Source organism: Spiroplasma endosymbiont of Nebria brevicollis, from assembly GCF_964030895.1.
GTDB lineage: Bacteria > Bacillota_I > Bacilli_A > Mycoplasmatales > VBWQ01 > Spiroplasma_E.
This window is the reverse complement of sequence record NZ_OZ034986.1, coordinates 754,005-773,180: the sequence shown is the minus strand read 5'-3', so window position 1 is coordinate 773,180 and position 19,176 is coordinate 754,005. Positions and strand designations below refer to the sequence as shown.

At 27.2% G+C, this 19,176-nt stretch carries 23 protein-coding genes; 22 read left to right on the top strand and 1 reads right to left on the bottom strand.

The window, feature by feature from the left end:
• Window positions 1-86 precede the first annotated feature (86 nt).
• The 6 genes from AAHM98_RS04550 (at window position 87) to AAHM98_RS04525 (ending at window position 5,498) form a co-directional block, all read left to right on the top strand.
• A complete protein-coding gene (locus AAHM98_RS04550) occupies window positions 87-1,370 on the top strand; it encodes a methyltransferase domain-containing protein (RefSeq protein WP_342275713.1) in 1,284 nt (427 codons plus the stop codon).
• Between the two features lie 15 nt (window positions 1,371-1,385).
• Window positions 1,386-2,132 (top strand): PP2C family protein-serine/threonine phosphatase, encoded by a 747-nt coding sequence (locus tag AAHM98_RS04545; RefSeq protein WP_342275712.1) that lies wholly within the window; start codon window positions 1,386-1,388, stop codon window positions 2,130-2,132.
• 100 nt (window positions 2,133-2,232) lie between these two features.
• Window positions 2,233-3,228, top strand: a complete 996-nt coding sequence (locus AAHM98_RS04540; RefSeq protein ID WP_342275711.1) for a serine/threonine protein kinase — start codon at window positions 2,233-2,235, stop codon at window positions 3,226-3,228.
• 21 nt (window positions 3,229-3,249) lie between these two features.
• A complete protein-coding gene (rsgA, locus tag AAHM98_RS04535) occupies window positions 3,250-4,125 on the top strand; it encodes a ribosome small subunit-dependent GTPase A (RefSeq protein ID WP_342275710.1) in 876 nt (291 codons plus the stop codon).
• A gap of 22 nt (window positions 4,126-4,147) precedes the next feature.
• Window positions 4,148-4,828, top strand: a complete 681-nt coding sequence (locus tag AAHM98_RS04530) for a ribulose-phosphate 3-epimerase (RefSeq protein WP_342275709.1) — start codon at window positions 4,148-4,150, stop codon at window positions 4,826-4,828.
• A complete protein-coding gene (locus AAHM98_RS04525; protein ID WP_342275708.1) occupies window positions 4,821-5,498 on the top strand; it encodes a hypothetical protein in 678 nt (225 codons plus the stop codon). Before AAHM98_RS04530 ends, AAHM98_RS04525 begins: the two co-directional genes overlap by 8 nt.
• 136 nt (window positions 5,499-5,634) lie before the next feature.
• Here the strand turns inward: AAHM98_RS04525 and AAHM98_RS04520 are convergent, their stop codons facing one another.
• A complete protein-coding gene (locus AAHM98_RS04520) occupies window positions 5,635-6,315 on the bottom strand; it encodes a hypothetical protein (protein WP_342275707.1) in 681 nt (226 codons plus the stop codon).
• Window positions 6,316-6,518: 203 nt separating this feature from the next.
• Between AAHM98_RS04520 and AAHM98_RS04515 the strand changes: the two genes are divergently transcribed.
• The 16 genes from AAHM98_RS04515 to AAHM98_RS04440 all read left to right on the top strand — a co-directional run bounded on the left by AAHM98_RS04515 (window position 6,519) and on the right by AAHM98_RS04440 (window position 19,023).
• Complete coding sequence (locus tag AAHM98_RS04515) at window positions 6,519-7,643, top strand: MupG family TIM beta-alpha barrel fold protein (protein WP_342275706.1); 1,125 nt, start codon at window positions 6,519-6,521, stop codon at window positions 7,641-7,643.
• Window positions 7,630-8,211, top strand: a complete 582-nt coding sequence (locus AAHM98_RS04510) for a family 1 glycosylhydrolase (RefSeq protein ID WP_342275705.1) — start codon at window positions 7,630-7,632, stop codon at window positions 8,209-8,211. Before AAHM98_RS04515 ends, AAHM98_RS04510 begins: the two co-directional genes overlap by 14 nt.
• Window positions 8,212-8,501: 290 nt before the next feature.
• Window positions 8,502-8,717 carry a hypothetical protein gene (locus AAHM98_RS04505; protein ID WP_342275704.1) on the top strand — a complete coding sequence of 72 codons (216 nt, stop codon included), beginning with the start codon at window positions 8,502-8,504 and terminating at the stop codon, window positions 8,715-8,717.
• Between the two features lie 54 nt (window positions 8,718-8,771).
• On the top strand, window positions 8,772-8,891 hold the full coding sequence (locus AAHM98_RS04500; protein ID WP_342275703.1) for a cysteine peptidase family C39 domain-containing protein: 120 nt from the start codon (window positions 8,772-8,774) through the stop codon (window positions 8,889-8,891).
• A gap of 229 nt (window positions 8,892-9,120) precedes the next feature.
• Window positions 9,121-9,573, top strand: coding sequence for a hypothetical protein (locus AAHM98_RS04495; protein WP_342275702.1), 453 nt, complete (start codon window positions 9,121-9,123; stop codon window positions 9,571-9,573).
• The gene (locus AAHM98_RS04490) at window positions 9,566-9,976 is read left to right on the top strand and encodes a hypothetical protein (RefSeq protein WP_342275701.1); all 411 of its coding nucleotides are present in this window, start codon (window positions 9,566-9,568) and stop codon (window positions 9,974-9,976) included. The genes AAHM98_RS04495 and AAHM98_RS04490 overlap by 8 nt, the downstream gene beginning before the upstream one ends.
• A 68-nt stretch (window positions 9,977-10,044) precedes the next feature.
• On the top strand, window positions 10,045-10,656 hold the full coding sequence (locus AAHM98_RS04485; RefSeq protein WP_425289582.1) for an ATP-binding cassette domain-containing protein: 612 nt from the start codon (window positions 10,045-10,047) through the stop codon (window positions 10,654-10,656).
• Between the two features lies 1 nt (window position 10,657).
• On the top strand, window positions 10,658-11,062 hold the full coding sequence (locus AAHM98_RS04480; RefSeq protein WP_342275699.1) for a hypothetical protein: 405 nt from the start codon (window positions 10,658-10,660) through the stop codon (window positions 11,060-11,062).
• A gap of 47 nt (window positions 11,063-11,109) precedes the next feature.
• Complete coding sequence (gene ybeY / locus AAHM98_RS04475; RefSeq protein WP_342275698.1) at window positions 11,110-11,583, top strand: rRNA maturation RNase YbeY; 474 nt, start codon at window positions 11,110-11,112, stop codon at window positions 11,581-11,583.
• Between the two features lie 12 nt (window positions 11,584-11,595).
• Complete coding sequence (cdd, locus tag AAHM98_RS04470; RefSeq protein WP_342275697.1) at window positions 11,596-12,030, top strand: cytidine deaminase; 435 nt, start codon at window positions 11,596-11,598, stop codon at window positions 12,028-12,030.
• A gap of 3 nt (window positions 12,031-12,033) precedes the next feature.
• A complete protein-coding gene (era, locus tag AAHM98_RS04465; protein WP_342275696.1) occupies window positions 12,034-12,930 on the top strand; it encodes a GTPase Era in 897 nt (298 codons plus the stop codon).
• Window positions 12,931-12,932: 2 nt separating this feature from the next.
• Window positions 12,933-13,235 carry a hypothetical protein gene (locus tag AAHM98_RS04460; protein WP_342275695.1) on the top strand — a complete coding sequence of 101 codons (303 nt, stop codon included), beginning with the start codon at window positions 12,933-12,935 and terminating at the stop codon, window positions 13,233-13,235.
• A gap of 422 nt (window positions 13,236-13,657) precedes the next feature.
• Window positions 13,658-15,064, top strand: coding sequence for a glycine--tRNA ligase (locus AAHM98_RS04455; RefSeq protein WP_342275694.1), 1,407 nt, complete (start codon window positions 13,658-13,660; stop codon window positions 15,062-15,064).
• A 13-nt stretch (window positions 15,065-15,077) separates the two neighbouring features.
• A complete protein-coding gene (gene dnaG, locus AAHM98_RS04450) occupies window positions 15,078-16,871 on the top strand; it encodes a DNA primase (protein WP_342275693.1) in 1,794 nt (597 codons plus the stop codon).
• A gap of 29 nt (window positions 16,872-16,900) precedes the next feature.
• Entirely contained in the window at window positions 16,901-18,250 is a 1,350-nt protein-coding gene (locus tag AAHM98_RS04445) for a sigma-70 family RNA polymerase sigma factor (RefSeq protein ID WP_342275692.1), read from the top strand.
• An 8-nt stretch (window positions 18,251-18,258) separates the two neighbouring features.
• Window positions 18,259-19,023, top strand: a complete 765-nt coding sequence (locus AAHM98_RS04440) for a Nif3-like dinuclear metal center hexameric protein (protein WP_342275691.1) — start codon at window positions 18,259-18,261, stop codon at window positions 19,021-19,023.
• Window positions 19,024-19,176 lie beyond the last annotated feature (153 nt).

Here is a 19,176-nt window from a genome sequence, read left to right as displayed (position 1 = left end):
CTATCCTCTATGTTCCAAAATTCAAAAAAAATAATTTAAGTTATAATATATTTAACTAATAAAAAAGATATAGTGGGGTTAGAACAATGAATATACAAACTAGTGCATATAAAATTTTATTAAAAGTCATCTTAGAAAAAGGTCACTGTAATGTCTTATTAGCAAACATGATGCAAGATAAAGATCTCCCTATGTTTGAAAAAGAACTAATTGAAAAACTAGTTTTTGGTAGTTTAAAAAATCAAATTTATTTAGATTATATTTTAAACCAAATTTGATTACGTTTACAACCAAGTGTTGCTATTCCCTTTGAATTAACAATCTTTCTATGAACAGTACTTTATGAAATTTACTTCCTAGAAATTACTGACCGACAATTGTTTACTAAAGATACTTTAAATATTGTTAAAACAATTAACAAAGATATGGTTCATATTAGTTCTGGACTATTAGAACTTTGTTTTGCTGAATTCAGATCAGAATTTAATTTACCAAAAGCCAAACGTAGTACTATCAGACTCATAAAACATAGTTATCCACAATGACTATACAACCTAGTAAAATCACAATTTAGTACTAACATCGCTTTACAACTAATGAAAGATAATCTTAAACAACCATTAATTAGTTTTCGTGTTAACACCTTAAAAACAACGGTTCAACATGTGCTAACTAATGCTCATTACCAAACCTTTGGTTTTCAACCAAGTAAAATCGTTTCCGACGGTATTATTAGTAATAAATCGATTTTCAACACTAAACTTTATCAAGAAGGAAATATTATTAAGCAAGACCAAGCAAGCATGCTTGTGAGTCACATGCTTGATCCCAAACCTTATGATGAAGTTTTAGACATGTGTGCAGGGATTGGTTCAAAAACTGTCCACATAGCCGCCCTTATGGCTAATAAAGGAACCATTATCGCTACTGATATTAATGCTAATCGTTTAAAAATTGCTCATCAATATTTAATTAAACTAGGAGTAACTAACACCAATATCATACCTTGTGATGCTATTATCTTTAACTTTAACCAAAAATTTGACAAGATTTTAATTGATGCCCCAAGTACTGCTTCAGGGTTAATTAAACGCAAACCAGAAGTTAAATTGATTAACTGAACAAAAGAACAAATTGATAATCTAATTATTGTTCAAACACAATTATTAGAAAAAGCATATCAACAATTAAAATCACAAGGAATGTTAGTATATGTAACTTGTACTTTTAACATGGAAGAAAATCAAAATCAAATTGCAACATTCATTAAAAAATTTCCCAAAATGACGATTATTGAAGAACGACAAATCTTTGGTTTTCATGAAGGAACAGATGGCTTCTACATTTGCAAGTTAAAAAAAGAAGTATAGAGATGAGTGGTAACTATGAAAATAATTGCTAGTTACAAAACTGATATTGGTAATTATCGTAAAAACAATCAAGATGCTGCTTTATATATTGCAAACAAAACTGGACAAAGTTTGGCTGCTGTTTGTGATGGTTTAGGTGGTCACAAGTGTGGTGAAATTGCAAGCAACATGGCTATTAATATGTTGAAAAAATTTTTTCAAACTACAGACTTTACTAAATTAAAACACGATATGCAAATTCACGCTTGACTACAAACTCAAATTGATACCATTCATGAAGCAATGTATGAGTATAGTCTCTCCAATCATGAAGCAATGGATATGGGGACAACCATGGTAATTGTTTTAATTGCTAACAATAAAGCCTACTTAGTTAATATTGGTGATTCACGAATTTATTTGTTTAATGAAAATGGTTTAAAACAATTAACTGTTGACCATAATGTTTTAAATTTATATTTAAAAACCCAAGAAGAACAACCAGAACCATTAGATTTAAATCAAACTTATTGAAAAGCATTAACGAGTGCCTTAGGTCCATCTAAAACTTTAAAAACTGATATTTTTCATTTACCGATTTCTACAAATAGCTATTTTTTATTAACAAGTGATGGTGCTCATGACTTTTTAGAAAATCACGAAATTACTAGTATTTTAATGAAAAAAGTTAATCTTAATATCAAAGTTAAACTATTAATTAAACAAGCACTAAATAATGCTTCAACCGATAACGTAACGGCATTATTAATAGCAATTAATTAACAAAAAATTCCTATTAAGTAGGTGTGATATAGTAATATAAATATGTTTTAATGTAAAATATATTTAAGCGATAATTAAAACTAAAGTATTGGTGGATCTAATGGAAATAAATAAAATCTTAAACAACCGCTATCAAGTTACTAAACAAATTGGTTCTGGTGGCATGGCGAAAGTTTATGAAGCTCATGATAAATTTTTAGACCGTAAAGTGGCACTTAAAGTTATTAATCCTATTTCCCCATTAGATGATTTGATTAAAGAACGATTTTTACAAGAAATCAATGCTGTAGCACGCATTAAACACCCTAATGTCATTTTAGTTTACGATGTTTTTATTGATAAAACTGATTGATGTTTAGTATTTGAACTACTAGAAGGTAAAACTTTAAAAGAATATTTAACTACTAATTCGGTCTTAGGAGTTAGTGAAGCAGTAGCTATTACCCAAGAAATTTTAAAAGGAATTAATGCTTGTCATGCAGCAGGTATTATTCATCGTGATTTAAAACCAGAAAACATTATCCTAACAGCCAGCGGTGCTATCAAAGTTTTAGATTTTGGCATTGCTGTCATTGATGATTATGAAGTAAAAAAACATGCTAATCAAGTTGTCGGAACCATGAAATACATTGCTCCCGAAGTTGTGCGACTTCAAAAACCAACTACACAAAGTGATATTTATGCGATGGGAATTATTTTATACGAACTATTAATTGGTAAACCACCATTTTTACATAAAAATCCTCAAATGTTAGCATCTAAGCATATTAAAGAACCCATGCCTTTAGTTCGTGACATTAATAATAAAATCCCCCAAAGTTTGGAAAATATTATTATGAAAGCCACTTGTAAAACCATTGCTGGTCGCTACCAAACGATTGAAGCATTACAAAGTGATCTTGCCACTTGTTTAGAAAGTACGCGTAAAAATGAAAAACGAACTAATAAAACGCAAGTCATAATTCTCAAAAATAAAACAATTAATCTCAATGTTGACAAGTTAAAACAACCCTTCTATGTTAAAAGATGATTTTTATTTAGTTTAATTATAATCATTTGTGCTTTAATTGGTGTTATGATTAGCGTATTAGTCTAATACTAAAGGAGGAACTAAGCAATGCATTTACAACAAGCAATGGTCATTAATGTTGCTAATAATTTTGTTGATGTGGCTATTAATCAAATTATTCATCGCTGTTTAATTAGAGGTAATCTGAAGTTTAACAAACCTAAAATTTTAGTTGGCGATTATGTTGAAGTCAATTTTTCTGATCCAAATTATCCATTAGTTGAAAAGATTTTACCACGCATTAATGAACTATATCGTCCGAGCATCGCCAATGTTGACCAAGTATTAATTGTTAGTGCTTTAGTACAGCCTGCATTTAGTAGTTTTTTACTAAACAAGTTACTAACGATTTTTAATTTTTACCATTTAGCAATGATTTTAGTTTTTACAAAAACGGATTTAGTAACCAAAGACCACGAAGTATGAACTAAAATCGAATCTTATCAAGACTTGGGAATTAAAACGATATTGCTTTCTAATGTAACTAAACAAGGTTTACAAGAACTAAAACAAGTTTTTATTAATAAACTATCACTTTTAACGGGCACATCTGGGGTTGGGAAAAGTACGACCTTAAATAGTCTAGATAAAGATTTAAAATTATGAACACAAAATATTTCTGCTGCTTTAAATCGTGGTAAGCATACGACCACTAAATCACGGTTATATTTTTGTCTTGGTGGTATTATCGCTGATACTCCTGGTTTTTCTGTTTTTCAACTACAAGGCCTAACTAATGTTGATATTGCTACTAACTTTCCTAGTTTCAATAATATTTGACAAAAATGTAAATTTCGGACTTGTTTACATCAACAAGAGTCAGAATGTGCTATTAAATTAGCTGTGAAAAATAGAGTTATTCCCACATTTTTTTATGAAGATTATTGTAAAATTTTAGGAGAGTTTCAACACACTAAAAAATAAGTTTCGGAGGTAATAAAATTATATGAAAACTAATGTTACGATTGCAGCTAGTGTCTTAACAGCTAACTATTTATCTTTGAAAGATGATTTAACAAATTTACAACAAGCAGGTATTAATTGAATTCACTTTGATGTCATGGACCATCATTTTGTCCCTAACTTAAGTTTTGGTCCGAAAATTTTAAGTGATATTTGTCAGTTTAATCCAAATTTTAATCTTGACTGTCATTTAATGGTTAAAATCACAACCCCTAAAGTTCATGACTATTTAAAACCATTCATGTTACCACAAGTAAAAAACATTACTTTACACTATGAAGCATTAACGAAAGACCAACTAACAGAATTTCTAATGTGAAAAAATCCGGGATTTAAAAAAGGTTTAGCGATTAACCCAGATACTGCTATTTCTAAAATCTTTCATTATTTACCATACCTTGATACCATTCTAATTATGAGTGTCAAACCAGGTGCTGGTGGTCAAGCCTTCATTGCTGATAGTACTAATAAAATTAAATTATTAGTAGCACATATTGCTAATAATTTTCCTAATTTAACGATTGGTGTTGATGGGGGTATCAATGATTTAACAGCCCACGCTTGTATTAATGTGGGTGCTAATTATTTAGTAGCAGGTAGTTATTTATTAAATAGTAACAATCCGATTAAAACACAAGTGGATAAGTTATTTTCTCATGAGTAAGGATAACTTTCAACAATTAGTAATTGTCAGTCGTGATTATAAAATTGATTTTAGCCAATTTATTAATCCCATTTATGTTGGAGTTGAAACTGGAATTATAAATTTATTAAAGAATGATAAACCGATAGCTTTTATTTGTGGTGACAATGATACTATAAGCAAACAACAATTATCAAAAATAAATAAAGATCGTAAAAATTTACATTTAGAAATGATTGTTTTTAATAGTGTTAAAGACCAACTTGATAGTGAACTAGCCATTATGTCAGCTTTAGAACGCAAACTAAATTTCCAACAAATTGTGTTAGTAGCTGATGGGACACGTTGAGACATGCTAATGGCAAGCATTAATATTTGTTTAAAATATCAACAATACAATCCCATTTTACTTGGAGAAAATAATTATTGTTTTATGTTAAAAAGTAATGAACACTACACTTTTACCCAACAGCAACTTACTTATGACTATATTTCCTTTTTTAGTTATGACAACCAACCAGTTATTTATAATTTTAGTGGTTGTAAATACTATCCTAACCAAGACATTATTATTAGTACTAATGATACACAATCATTTAGTAATGAATTTTTAGTATTACCTAACCATGTTCCTAGTTTAAAAATTAAACAAGGTAATTGTTTAGTATTTTTACATAAAAATATTTTTTAACTTTAAATTTTTTTAAGAAATATATAGGGTAATTATAATTCTCAAACTTGTTGTGTATTCAAAGCATTGTTGAACTCATTGAGTTTCATATATTCATCAAAGTATACATGTGAGAGAAATCTGATAGTAAACTTAATTAACGCATGGCATTGAATTTCTTTTTGCATTTGGTGTTATTTTGTGATTCACTTGCATTTATTTCATCTATAGTGCTTTGTTTAATACTTTTATCTTGCTTATCAGAACTTTGTATGTTTGTGTTGATTTTGTTTTCAATGTTAGAAAAATAATTAGTTTTTCAAATAGTATAATCTTCTTGTTTTATATCGTATTGATTTAATATTTTTTTCATTTTTCTTTCTTTTGCTTCATTTTGATATTTTATTTTCTTATTTTTAATTTTTCTAAATAAATTTTTAATATGAGAAATTATTGGTTTAAAAGGTTTAATAAAGGGTATGACTGGTATTAATAGTATTAATCCTAGTCATACTATCGGAATAGTAGAAGATATTATTATAAACGTAATGACTAAAATTACAATCCAACTCCCAGAAAAAAGTAAAAAAGGGTTTCTAAGACTAGGAATATTGTTATTTAGGTCTAATAATTCTTTCTTTTTAAAATTTTTTGATTTTCATTCTTCTTTTAGAATTGAAATAAATTTTATATTTTTAATTAATTCTTCGTACTGTTCATAATCTGATTTAGTTATAGTATTGTTAACTGACTTATACCTTATTCTTGCAAAATTAATAAAAAGGGTTCGGTAATTATCTTCAATAATTTTTCTTGTTCTTACTTCTATATTTTCCATTTATATTTTTTCCTATTCTAACAATACAGGTGATAAAGATTATATACACTTAAAATTGATTGTTCAATCTTTTTTAATTTTTAATTTAGGAATTTCTGACATGAATAACATTTGGTTTTTCTCGATATTTATGTGGTAAAATTTCAATTGTACATAAAAGGGAGAGAAAAAAATCTTGAGAAACCATAAGGAGAAACAAAAATATGACAAAAATTGGTGCATCAATTTATTTACATTTAACAACCTTAGAAAAACTTACTAGTTACACCCAATTGTTGGGTGAAAATAAAATACAAACCATTTTCACAACTTTAATTAACTTTAAACCAACCGAAAAAGAACATTTAGAAAAATTAATAGTTTTAACAACAACCGCTAAAAAATATAATATAGATGTTTATGTTGATATTAATCAAGAATTTATTAATGATTTTAAACTTAATATTGCTAAACGTGATGAATTTATTAAATGATTTAAAAATCAAGGTGTTACCGGAATTCGCTGTGATGAAGGGATTACCATTCAAGAACAAGCCAAATTAAGCCAAAATAAATTAAACTTTAAAATTATTATTAACGGTTCCCATGCCATTGATGAAGTAGAACGCTTATTATTACAATATAACGCTCATGCTAAAAACTTAATTAGTTGTTATAACTTCTATCCCCAACGTTATACAGGTGCTGATATTGATTTTTTTTCTTTAAATCAAGCAGAAAGTATCATGAATAAAATTCCGTTTGCTTCATTTGTTACTCTATTAGGAAAAGACAAGGTAGGACCATGAGTTTATAATGACAATTTACCAGCATTAGAAATGCACCGTGATTGGCCATTAACAACACAAATTCGCCACTACGTTGCTTTATGTTTAGATATGGTTATTGTTGCTAATCAGTTTTTAACTAAAGATGATTTAATCCAAATCAACAATATTGATTATGAAACCTTATCTTTAAATATTCAATTAAGTAAAGATGTTACTGCTAATGAAAAAACTATTATTTTTGATAACAATATTCATAGTGTTCGTCCTGATTTAGCCCAAGATTTAATTCGTAGTTCTATGTCTCGCATTACGTATAAAGACTTATCAATCCCCAAGCACAAAACTAATGAATGATTAGAAATTGGTGATGTGGTAATCCTTAATAATAATGCACAAAACTATTGTGGTGAACTCCATATTATTACTAATAAAATTAAAAACGACGGGATTCGTAATGTTGTAGGAAAATTAGCACCAGAAGATTTAAACTTTATTCCTTACTTAGTATCTAATCGTCCTTTTAAGTTTATCGGCGGTAATAACAATGAAAAAATATAGTTTCCCTGACAAATTCTTATGAGGTAGCGCCTTTTCTGGTCCGCAAACTGAAGGTGCTTTTGCCATTGATGGCAAAACCCCAACCATCTGAGACCATTGGTTTAAAATTAAAAAAAATCGCTTTTTTGAAGGAATGAATGTCAAGAATGACTTTTATCATAAATATGAAACTGATAGTAAAATTATGGGACAAATGGGTTTAAATGGTTTAGTTTACAATTTAGATTGAACACGAGTTATGCTTATTAATGATTCTTCCATTAATATGGAAGGTATTATCTTTTACAAAAATGTTTTTGCTAGTTTAAAAGCCAATAACGTACAAATTATACCCATCTTATTTCATTGAGATACACCACTTTGAGCAGAAGCATATGGTGGTTGAACCAATCGTAAAATCTTAGATTCATTCCGTATTTTCTGTCAAACTATGTTTGAACAATTAGGTAAAACTAGTGACATCTGGTATGTTAACGATGAAAATTCAACATTTACTTTGTTAGGATATTTAAGTGATTACTTACCACCGGCTAAAAATAATACTTTAGACACGGACCACAAAAATTAGTTTTAAAGAAACAATTTTAGCCCCCACTATCATTTATGGCATAACAGATAGTATTTAAAAAAATATGATAAAATATCTTTGAAATATCAAAAAATAATTAGTAAATATAAAAATTTCAAACGCTAATGTTTGACTAATAATTATGATAATATTAGGTAAATGATACTAATGGTGTGCTTTATTTTTTTATTTTTGAAAATAAAAACTCATTATTCTCTGAAAGTTATTGCTAATTTTATGATTTACTAATATACTTATTAAGTAAAACGAAAATATAGGAGCTGACATGAATGCAATCAGTGAAACAATCACCACAAGCAGATAACAATGAAAACGAAGAGCGAACAGTTGGTGAGCAAGACTTTCAAAAAGCGTTAAAAAACTTCAGTAAAAAAGCGCAAGAAACAAAAAGAGCACAAAAAAGACACGACCATTATCTTTCTTCACGTGATAAAACTCGTGAAAAACGCGCAAATGCCGCTAAAAAAAAGAAAATTCGTAAATAATAAAAAAGGAAATTTTGGTAATCATCGTCAATTAATCATTGGCGGTGATTTTTTATGAAGTATCCTTTTATTCAACAAGAAACAAATAATGATTGTGGATTAGCATGTTTAGCAATGCTTTATCGTTATTTTTTTAAACGTAAAATTTTAATTAATGATTTAAAAAAAACATAAAAATCAATTACTAATTGCCAATCCTGCTGATTTTGAACTTCTATGAACTAGGATTAGTGATTATGAAACAACGTTTAGCAATATTGTTATTACTAGCAAGAAAACAAATATCGAGAAACCTATTATTAACAATTCAATAACAATTAAACAATCATTATTATTACCTAGATACTTAGTTTTTGCACTTACTGTGATTATTAGTAACTGTTTACTAGTAAATACCTTTTTTATGGCACAAGTTTTTTATAAAAACTTTATTAATCAAATTATTGCTAATAATAGTCTTGCATTAGCAGTGACATTATTACTAGTATTCTTTGCTGTTAATATGTTTAAAATTATTATGGAATATATTTTAAATAAAATTTATCAGAAGTTTACAAAGATTTTTACAATCCACTTAACTAATAATCTTCATCAGCAGTGTTTTAAAAATACGCCATTACAAATGACAAATTATAGTAGTAGTCAATTGTGCCAAATGTATCAAGATATTGATAATATTAGTATTATGTTTTGTCATAATACCTTAGAAATCATTGTTAATGCCATGACATTTTTATTAGTAACTATTGTTTTATTAAAAATTAATTTTATGCTTTTTCTTGTAAATTTAAGTAATGGCATTATTACATTATTAATTGATATTATGGTTATGTTATGAAAAAAAACCAATGGTTAAACAAGCATTAACAACCAAATTAACATTACAACAGCAAATTATTTTAACTAAAAATGAATTTGAAGATGCTTATTTTCGTCAATTGCACCCTTACATGGAATCTATGTTACAAACCAAATTTAATGAACATTTACAAAATGATTGAAAACTAAATAGTTTAAAAATTTTTAATAATACAATCATTAGCATTATTAAAAATATTATTAATTTCATTACTATTTATTTAGCTGTTATCTTAATTTTTGATAACAAAATTAATTTATCACAACTAATTTTCATTACTTCTATTAATGTTTATTTAGTTAATTTCTTTACTAATCTTGGTAGCATTTTCATATTTTGACCAGATTTTACTAACTCTTGACAACGAATTAACACCTTTTTTAATTTGAATCAAAAATAGACAGTAACAATAAATTAACAATTTTACCACCTATTACCAAAATCAATATTACAAATTGTCATTTTAAATTGGATAACAAAACTTTGTTTACTAACCTGAATTTAACATTGCAAAATACTAATATGATAGTAGGAACGTCAGGAATTGGTAAAACTTCATTACTAATGCTAATTGCACATAAATATATTCCAAAAAGTGGAAGTATTAATATTAATGATAATATTGATTTACAAACTATTAATCGTCACACATGACAAAAAAGATGTATTTATTTATCTCCTAATCCTTATATTTATCATGGTAGTGATTTAGAAAATATTTTATCATTTTTCTCTACTAACGAAAAATTATATTTGTGACAACAACTAGGTATTGATAATATTTTACAAGTTATAGGTCTAACATCATTTTATATGTGTCATGATTATGGCTCTAATCTCAGTCAAGGTCAAAAACAAATCATTGTCTTTTGTAGTTTATTTTTCAGTAATTGTCAAGTGTTATTATTAGACGAAATCTTAAGCAATGTTAATAGTGAAATGAAAGTTGCTTTAATAACATTACTAGTAACAACCTTACCACATACTATTATTATTTATGCTGGTCATGATTTAACATTAAAACCATTATTTACTAATATTATTAATTTACAAGAACTTATTGAAGAAGGGAAAAAATAATATGAAATGAAATATCCATTATCAAGTCATTACCATGACCGTTATGATTACTGGTTTATTTATGAGTTTACTTTTAATGTTAAGTATTATTACAAAACCACAAGTTATAGCCACTAGTGGCCAAATAATTTTTATTAATGATAGTAAATATGAACAACAAGGACAATTTGTTTATGTTGTTAATTTTAAAAAAACACATTTTACACAAATGCACACTAATAAAATTACTATTTTTTTAGTTTCTAACAATAATTACCTTACAATTAACTTTCCACAATGAATTAATAATGAACAATTTTTGGTTTCTAAAAACATGAATGATAATACATATTCTAACCAACCAGTCCTAATAATGACCCAAAATGAAAGTTTATTAGTATTTATTTGAAATAATTTTACAACATAAATTTAAATATTGATATAATTTAAATAAAAAGAAATTAGGAATCAAAAATGGTTACTAAAAATTTAAATATGGTAAATGTTTACAATGAGCATAGTTATGAGATTAAAACCTTTGGTGTTCTTTCACAAAAAATTTTGCAAACGCTTGCTAGCAAATTAAATGCCAGAAAACCATGAATGATTGCTGTTATTTTTAGTGATGAGGCCACAAGTCAACAATTGAATATTGACTATCGTCAAAAAGATTATGTACCTGATGTCCTATCATTTGGTAGCGAAGATGACGATTTCCCCACAGGAGATGATGAAATTAGAGATTTAGGGGATGTATATATATGCTATGCCAAGACTGTTAATCAAGCCCAAACCTATGTTCATAGTTTAACAAGAGAGTTATGTTTCTTATTCCTTCATGGGCTACTTCATACCTTAGGATATGATCATCAAACTGTTGAAGAAGAAACCATTATGTTTGGTTTACAAGATGAAGTTTTAAATCAACTTAATATTACTAGAAACTAAGGAGTTGTTTATATGAAACAAACAGCAGATTTACAAGCACTATTAAAAAAAGCTAAGTTATTACAAACCCATGCTTATGCACCATATTCTTTATTTAGAGTTTCTGCCATTGTCACATTAAAAAATGGTAACCAAATTACTGGTGTTAATGTCGAGAATGCTGCTTACTCTGCTGGTATTTGTGCTGAAAGAAATGCTTTAGCCCAAGTCTTTGCGCAAGGATATCAAAAAGATGATATTAGTTATTTATTTTTAATAACTGATAGTAAAATAATTGGTTCACCTTGTGGTGTTTGTCGTCAATTTATGATTGAAACCATGCCTAGTGAAGCAATTATTTATATTAGTAGTAAAAATGATAATAATGACATTAAATCTATTATTAGCGTTGCTGTTGAAGACCTATTACCTATGGCCTTTAAACCCAATGCATTGAAAGGAAATTAATTTATGAGTGAATATTTTAAGTCAGGATTCGTTAGTTTTGTAGGAAGAAGTAATGTTGGTAAATCAACTTTACTAAATACTATTTTAAAAGAAAAAAAAGCTATTGTTTCCAATAAACCACAAACAACAAGAAACCAAATCAAAGGTATTTACAATAGTGAAGATATGCAAATCATTTTCTTTGATACACCAGGAATTCATAAACAACATAATCAATTAGGTCGTATGATGAATCGAACAGCTAATCGTGCCACGAAAGAAACTAATATTATTTGTTTACTAGCACCGTGTGACGAATACATTGGTGGCAGTGACCAACATATTATTAAATTATTATCAGAACGCGTTGATACTACCATCTTTCTTTTATTAACAAAAGTTGATCTTGTCAATAAAGAACAGTTAATGAACAAAATTAATGAATGAAAAGATTTACTACCATTTCAAGAAATTATTCCCATTTCTTCAACTAAAGATGTTAACCTTGATATTCTTTTAAAAAAAATCCATCAATATTTACCAGTTGGTAATAAAAATTACTTAGTAGAAAATGTTGATGATGTTTCTGATAGTACCTTAATAAAAGAAATTATTCGTGAAAAAATTTTAAATTTAACTGAAGAAGAAATCCCTTATAGTGTTGCTGTTTTGATTGAAAATATTAATTATGAAGCCAAAACTAATATTACTGAAATTAATGCCGTAATTGTTGTAGAACGTGATTCGCAAAAAGGAATTATTATTGGTAAAGGAGGTTCTATGATTAAAGAAATTGGTATGTTATCAAGAATGGAATTAGAAAATATTTTTGACTCACACATTATTTTAAAAACTTTTGTAAAAGTAATGCCAGATTGACGTAATAATCCACGAAAACTAAAAGATTTAGGTTATAGTTAAAAATGTTTAATATTACCATAGGAGTAATTTTAAAAATTGATGCTTATTTTCCAAATCGTAACATTACAATTTTAACAGACAATAGTGGTATTAAAGTTGTATCATTATCCAAACTCCAACAATATTTTCATAACTATCACATCTTAGATGTATGAATGTTTATTGTCAGTAGTAATAGCAAAGATGAGATTTGGATTCCCTATGAGCAACTATCAAGTTTTAAACAATTACATAAAAATCGTGATGTTTTAAAACTGATTTATTATTTTAATAAAATTGTTATCAAAAAGAAATTATACATATAGCACATAGAAAAAATGTATGGTTTCCTTTTGTTTCATACTTTATCATTACAAGGTATTCAATTTAATTTTAAAAACTGTATTAATTGTGGTTCTAGTAATAACTAATAACTTACCATTATTTAATACACTTATGGAGTTAGACAATATTAATAATTGAAAAATTACTCAAAAAGAACTTAATTATATTATCAATATTTTAGAATACCACTGTCAAACATATAGTGTAATTCCTACTCCCTATAAAAAAAACTTATAAACAGTTGACAAAATAAAAATAAGTCAATATGATTAAAATACAATTATTAATTAATTTTTTAATATAGAAAAATTAACATGTTATTGCCATTTATAGTACATAAAATGGTAGTAACATGTATCATTATTTTATGAATAAATATATAAGATAATAAAGGGAGAAAAATATGGCTAGTAATGATAGTTTATTTAAAGAAATAATTATCCATTTAAAAGAAAAAGGTTTTATTTTTCAAGGCTCAGAAATTTATTCTGGACTTGCTAACACCTGAGATTATGGACCACTTGGGGTCAAACTTAAAAATAATATTAAACAGCAATGATGAGATTTTTTTGTTGAAAAAAACCAATACAATGTAGGATTAGACAGTTCTATTTTAATGAATTCTAAAGTCTGAGCTGCTTCTGGTCACCTTAGTAATTTTAGCGATCCATTAATTGATTGCAAATATTGTAAAGCACGTTTTCGTGCTGATAATCTAATTAATGTTCAGCGCCCTGACATTATCTTTGATGGTTGAAGCAATGAAGAGTTAGAAAAGTTTATTGTTGCTAATCATATTAAATGCTTAAAATGTGGTCAAGAAAACTGAACATCAATTCGTCAGTTCCAATTAATGTTTGAAACTCATCAAGGTGTAATCAAAGATGAACATAATAAAATTTACTTACGTCCTGAAACGGCACAAGGTATTTTTATTAATTTTAATAATGTGAGAAAAAGTGTTAATCAAAAGATTCCCTTTGGAATTGGCCAAATTGGCAAAAGTTTTCGCAATGAAATTACTCCAGGCAATTTTATTTTCCGTACTAGAGAATTTGAACAAATGGAATTAGAATTTTTCTTTATTACACAAAAACAAAAGGATAACACATGATTTGATTATTGAGTTAATCAATGTAAAGTATTTCTAGCAAGTGTTGGATTATCAAATTCTAAAAATCTTAGTTTTAAACAACATGAAACCAATCAATTAGCTCATTATGCCCTGGCAACTACCGATATTGAATACAACTTTCCCTTTGGCATGAGTGAATTATGTGGGATTTGCAACCGTGGTAACTATGATTTAACAAAACATAGCGAAAGTTCTGGTGTCAAAATGGAAGTTCAAGACCCTAGCGTTAGTACTAAAAAAATGGTAATTCCATCAGTAATTGAACCATCAATGGGTGTAGAGCGTCTTTTATTAGCTTTAATCTGTGAAGCTTACACTAAAGAAGTTCTAACTGACGGTCGGGAAAGAATAGTGTTAAAATTAGATAAAAGCATTGTTCCATTTCAAGTTGCAATTATGCCTTCTAATAAAAATAAATTTGGTGCACTTGCTACTAAAATCTTTAAGGATTTAAAGCATACTCAATTAAAAGTGATATATGAAACTGCTGCTAATGTTGGAAAGTCTTACCGTTATCAAGATGGTATTGGTACTATGTATTGTGTGACAGTTGACTATGCAACTGAAGAACAAGGTACTGTAACTGTTCGTGACCGTAATACTACTCAACAAGAAATAGTGCCTTTAAGTGGTCTTAAAAAATATTTATATAACAAATTAGATATTATTTGTTAAAGTTGTGTGAAATATGGATTTAGAGTTTAATAAAAAAGTTAGTGAAATTAAAGCAAAAATTAGTATTGTTAAAGTAATCGGTAAATATTTAAATTTGATTCAAAAAGGCAATAATTTTTGAACTATCTGTCCATTTCACGAAGACTCAGAGCCATCATTATCAATTTCAGAATCCAAACAAATTTATAAATGTTTTGCTTGTGGTGAACAAGGTAATGTTTTTATATTCTTACAAAAATTTAAAAACATTAGTTTTATTAATGCCTTAAAAGAAGCAGCAGAAAGTGCTAATATTAATTTAAGAGAATATGATATTAATCTTATTGATAGTACTATCGAACCAAAAATTAATCCATTAATAACCATCAATAACACAGCCATGCAATTTTTTAGTTATCAATTGTTAACTGATGCAGGAAAAAAAGCCATGAACTATTTAGAATTTCGTAATATTAATTCTGATACAATTAAAAGTTTTAATTTAGGTTATGCACCAAGTAAAAATGAATTACTAGATTACTTGCGTGCCCAAGGTTATAAAGACAGTGACATAATTAACTTGGGTTTAGCAAAAATTAACAATAATGACCAAGTTATTGATAGTTTTTTCAATCGTATTATTTTTGCTATCAAAGATAATAACGGTAATTGTGTTGGATTTTCAGCTCGTAGTTACCTTGAAGATGATAAAAGTGCTAAGTATATTAATAGCCCCCAATCACAAATTTTTAAAAAGGGTAATATCCTTTATAATTTTGAGCAAGTCAAATTACGTTTAAAAAAAGATGATGCCATTTATTTAACAGAAGGCTTTATGGACACCATTGCCCTAAGCACAAATAATATTAAAACTAGTGTGGCCTTGATGGGAACTAATTTAACACAAGAACATATTATGCTTTTAAAAAAAGTCACTAATACTATTATTATTTTTTTAGATGGTGATATTCCAGGAAAACTAGCTTGCTTAAAAATTGCCACTATCCTTTTATCACAAAATTTTAAAGTTCAAATTATTAATAATAATACTAAATATGATCCTGATGAATTGATAAATAAATATCCTGACCAATTTAAAAGTATCATTGCTAGTACTATCCATCCCTTTGAATTTGCTATTAATTTAGGTTTAACCCAAAATGACATTAAAAAAGATAGTTATCAACTTAATGCTTTTCTTAAATGATTGCTGCCAATATGAGAAACAATGACTGATATTGTTACTAAAAAGTTTTATTTAAATCATTTAGTAACTATTACCAATTTAACAATTAATGATTTAACACAAATTTTGCCACTAGAAAAACCATCATCTAAAGAAACAGTAATTTCGAAACCAGTTATTAGTAATTATCAAAAACCACAAACTATATTAGTAACTAAAAATAAAATTATTGAAGCCCAAAAACAACTTATATTTCTAGTATTAATGTCACGTGATGTTTATGTAATCTTAGAAAAAGAAAAGTTTATTTTTCCACATCAAGATTATATGACCTTATATTTTTTAATTAGTCAAATTTATCAAAATGAAACTATCAAATATATTGACTTCACAACTATTATCAATCAACTCCAAACAAATTTACTATTAAATACTTTACAAACCATTATCAATCAATACAAAGATAAAACATTTGATTTAAAACCACGAATTATTATTGATTATTTAAAAATCATTAGTAATGAATTAATTGAATATGAGATAAGAGGTATTAATGATAAATTAAAAAATGAAACAAATCTTACTACTCAAATTCAACTTTTAAAACAAATATCACTTTTAAAAACAAAAATTAAACAATAAGTAAACTACAATAAGGATAAGGTGTAATCATGGCTAAAGAAAACCCAACTGTTAAACTAAAAAAATTACTAACATTAGAAGAAGTAGAACGTAATCTAATTGTTAAATTGGAAAACAATAAAGATATCAAACAAGAAGAAGTTATTAAAGCCTTTAGTCATTTAAAATTGGATGATGATACAATTGAAGAAATCTTTGATCGTTTAGAAAAAGAAGGTGCTATTTTTACCGATATTTTAATAGATGAAGAAGACGAAGATGATATTAGTTTTTTAGAACTTGACGAATACCAAGTTTCTGTTGATTTAGATATAGATATTCTAGCTAGCGATTTAAGTTTTAAAAATACAATGGGTATTTCTAATGACACACGAAGAAAAGATGGCATTAAATCATATTTTAATATTTTAGGAACTAGTCAAATTTTAAGTCAAGAAGAAGAAATTAAATATGCCAAAATGTTAGAATCAAAAGATGATGAAGAACGTATATATGGTCGTGAACAATTAATTAAATCAAACTTAAAATTAGTAGTATCTGTAGCACGTAAACATTTAAATCGTGGTTTAGATTTTGCCGACTTAATAGAAGAAGGAAATATTGGTTTAATTAAAGCCGTTGACAAATTTGATTATCGTCGTGGTTACAAGTTCTCAACTTATGCTACTTGATGAATTAGACAATCAATTACTAGAAGTTTAGCAGATCAAGGAAAAATGGTTCGTGTTCCGGTTCACATGGTAGAACGAATTAATAAACTAACAAGAATTGAAAGAAACTTAACACAAGAATTAGGTCGTGATCCAACACATGAAGAGATTGCCCTAAAGATGGGTCAAAACATGACAGCAGATCGTGTACGAGAAATTAAAAAACTAGCTATTGAACCAGTTTCACTAGAAAAACCCATTGGTGAAGAAGATGACACGCATTTTGGCGACTTTATTAAAGACAAAAATATGTTATCACCTGATGAATATGCCGAAAGACATTGATTACGTGAACAATTAGACCGTGTTTTTGCCGAAGTTTTAACTAAGCGTGAAGAAAAAGTTATTAGAATGCGCTTTGGAATTTTACCAACAAAACTAAGAAGACTATTAGAACTATGTGAAGATGACACTGAAATCAATGAACTAAAAATGGTTGTTAACAGTTTACAATTACATTATGATACCAGTTTAGACAAAACAGAATTATTACGTGATAAAGTAGTACATAGACACATTAATAAATATGATTCACCCAAAACCCTAGAAGAAGTAGGAAAAGAATTTGCAGTTACTAGAGAAAGAATTAGACAAATTGAAGCTAAAGCTATTAGAAAATTAAAACATCCATCAAAATCTAAACATATTAAAGAATTCTACAAAGGTTAATTGCTAATATGTTGCCCATAAAAACAATCATTACTGTCATTGAAGATAAATTTCCACTTGCCAATGCTTGTTTGTGAGATTTTATAGGATGACAAATTAAAGCAAAAATTAATATTAATAAAATTTTAGTATGTTTAGATATTACTAATGCTGTTTTAGAACAGGCACTTACTGATGGCATTGAGTTAATAATTTGTCATCATCCACTTGTTTTTGCTAGTGATATTAATCATCCTAGTATTTCGCCATGAAAAAAGAAATTATATCAAAAAATTAAAAATAATGATATTAATGTTTATACCCTTCATACTAATTTTGATAGGGATGAAAAAGGTATGAATGTCTTAATGGCACAGAGTTTAAATTTAGAAAATATTAATTTTCTAGGTCAAGATAAATTAGCAATTGTTGGTAATTTAAATCAAGCACTATCAGTTTCTACGATTATTAAAAATGTTAAGACTTATTTTAATATTGAATATTTGCAATTAATTGGTAATCAACAGCAAATTATTAACAATGTTGCATTATCTGCTGGGGCTGGCGGTGATGCCATTACTATCTTGCCTAATAGTATTCAATTATTTATTACGGGGGAAATGAAATGACATCATATCATTGAAGCCCAAGATTATGGAATTAATGTACTTTTAGTTGGTCATTATATGGAACAAAAATTTGTTGATTTTATTCATGATTTTTTATATCAAGCATTTAATGGTCAACTAGAAGTAATTAAATATAAACATCAACAACCAGTCATAATAATATAGACATTAATTCCCAAATTGTAGTCTATTCATATTTTTAATTTTTAAACTTATTTTTTATTACGTTTTATTTAGACGTGATTATTTTTATATTCTTAATTTGAAAAGTTTAAAAATTAAAAAAGGAAATATTTACGACAATATTTAATTATTAGC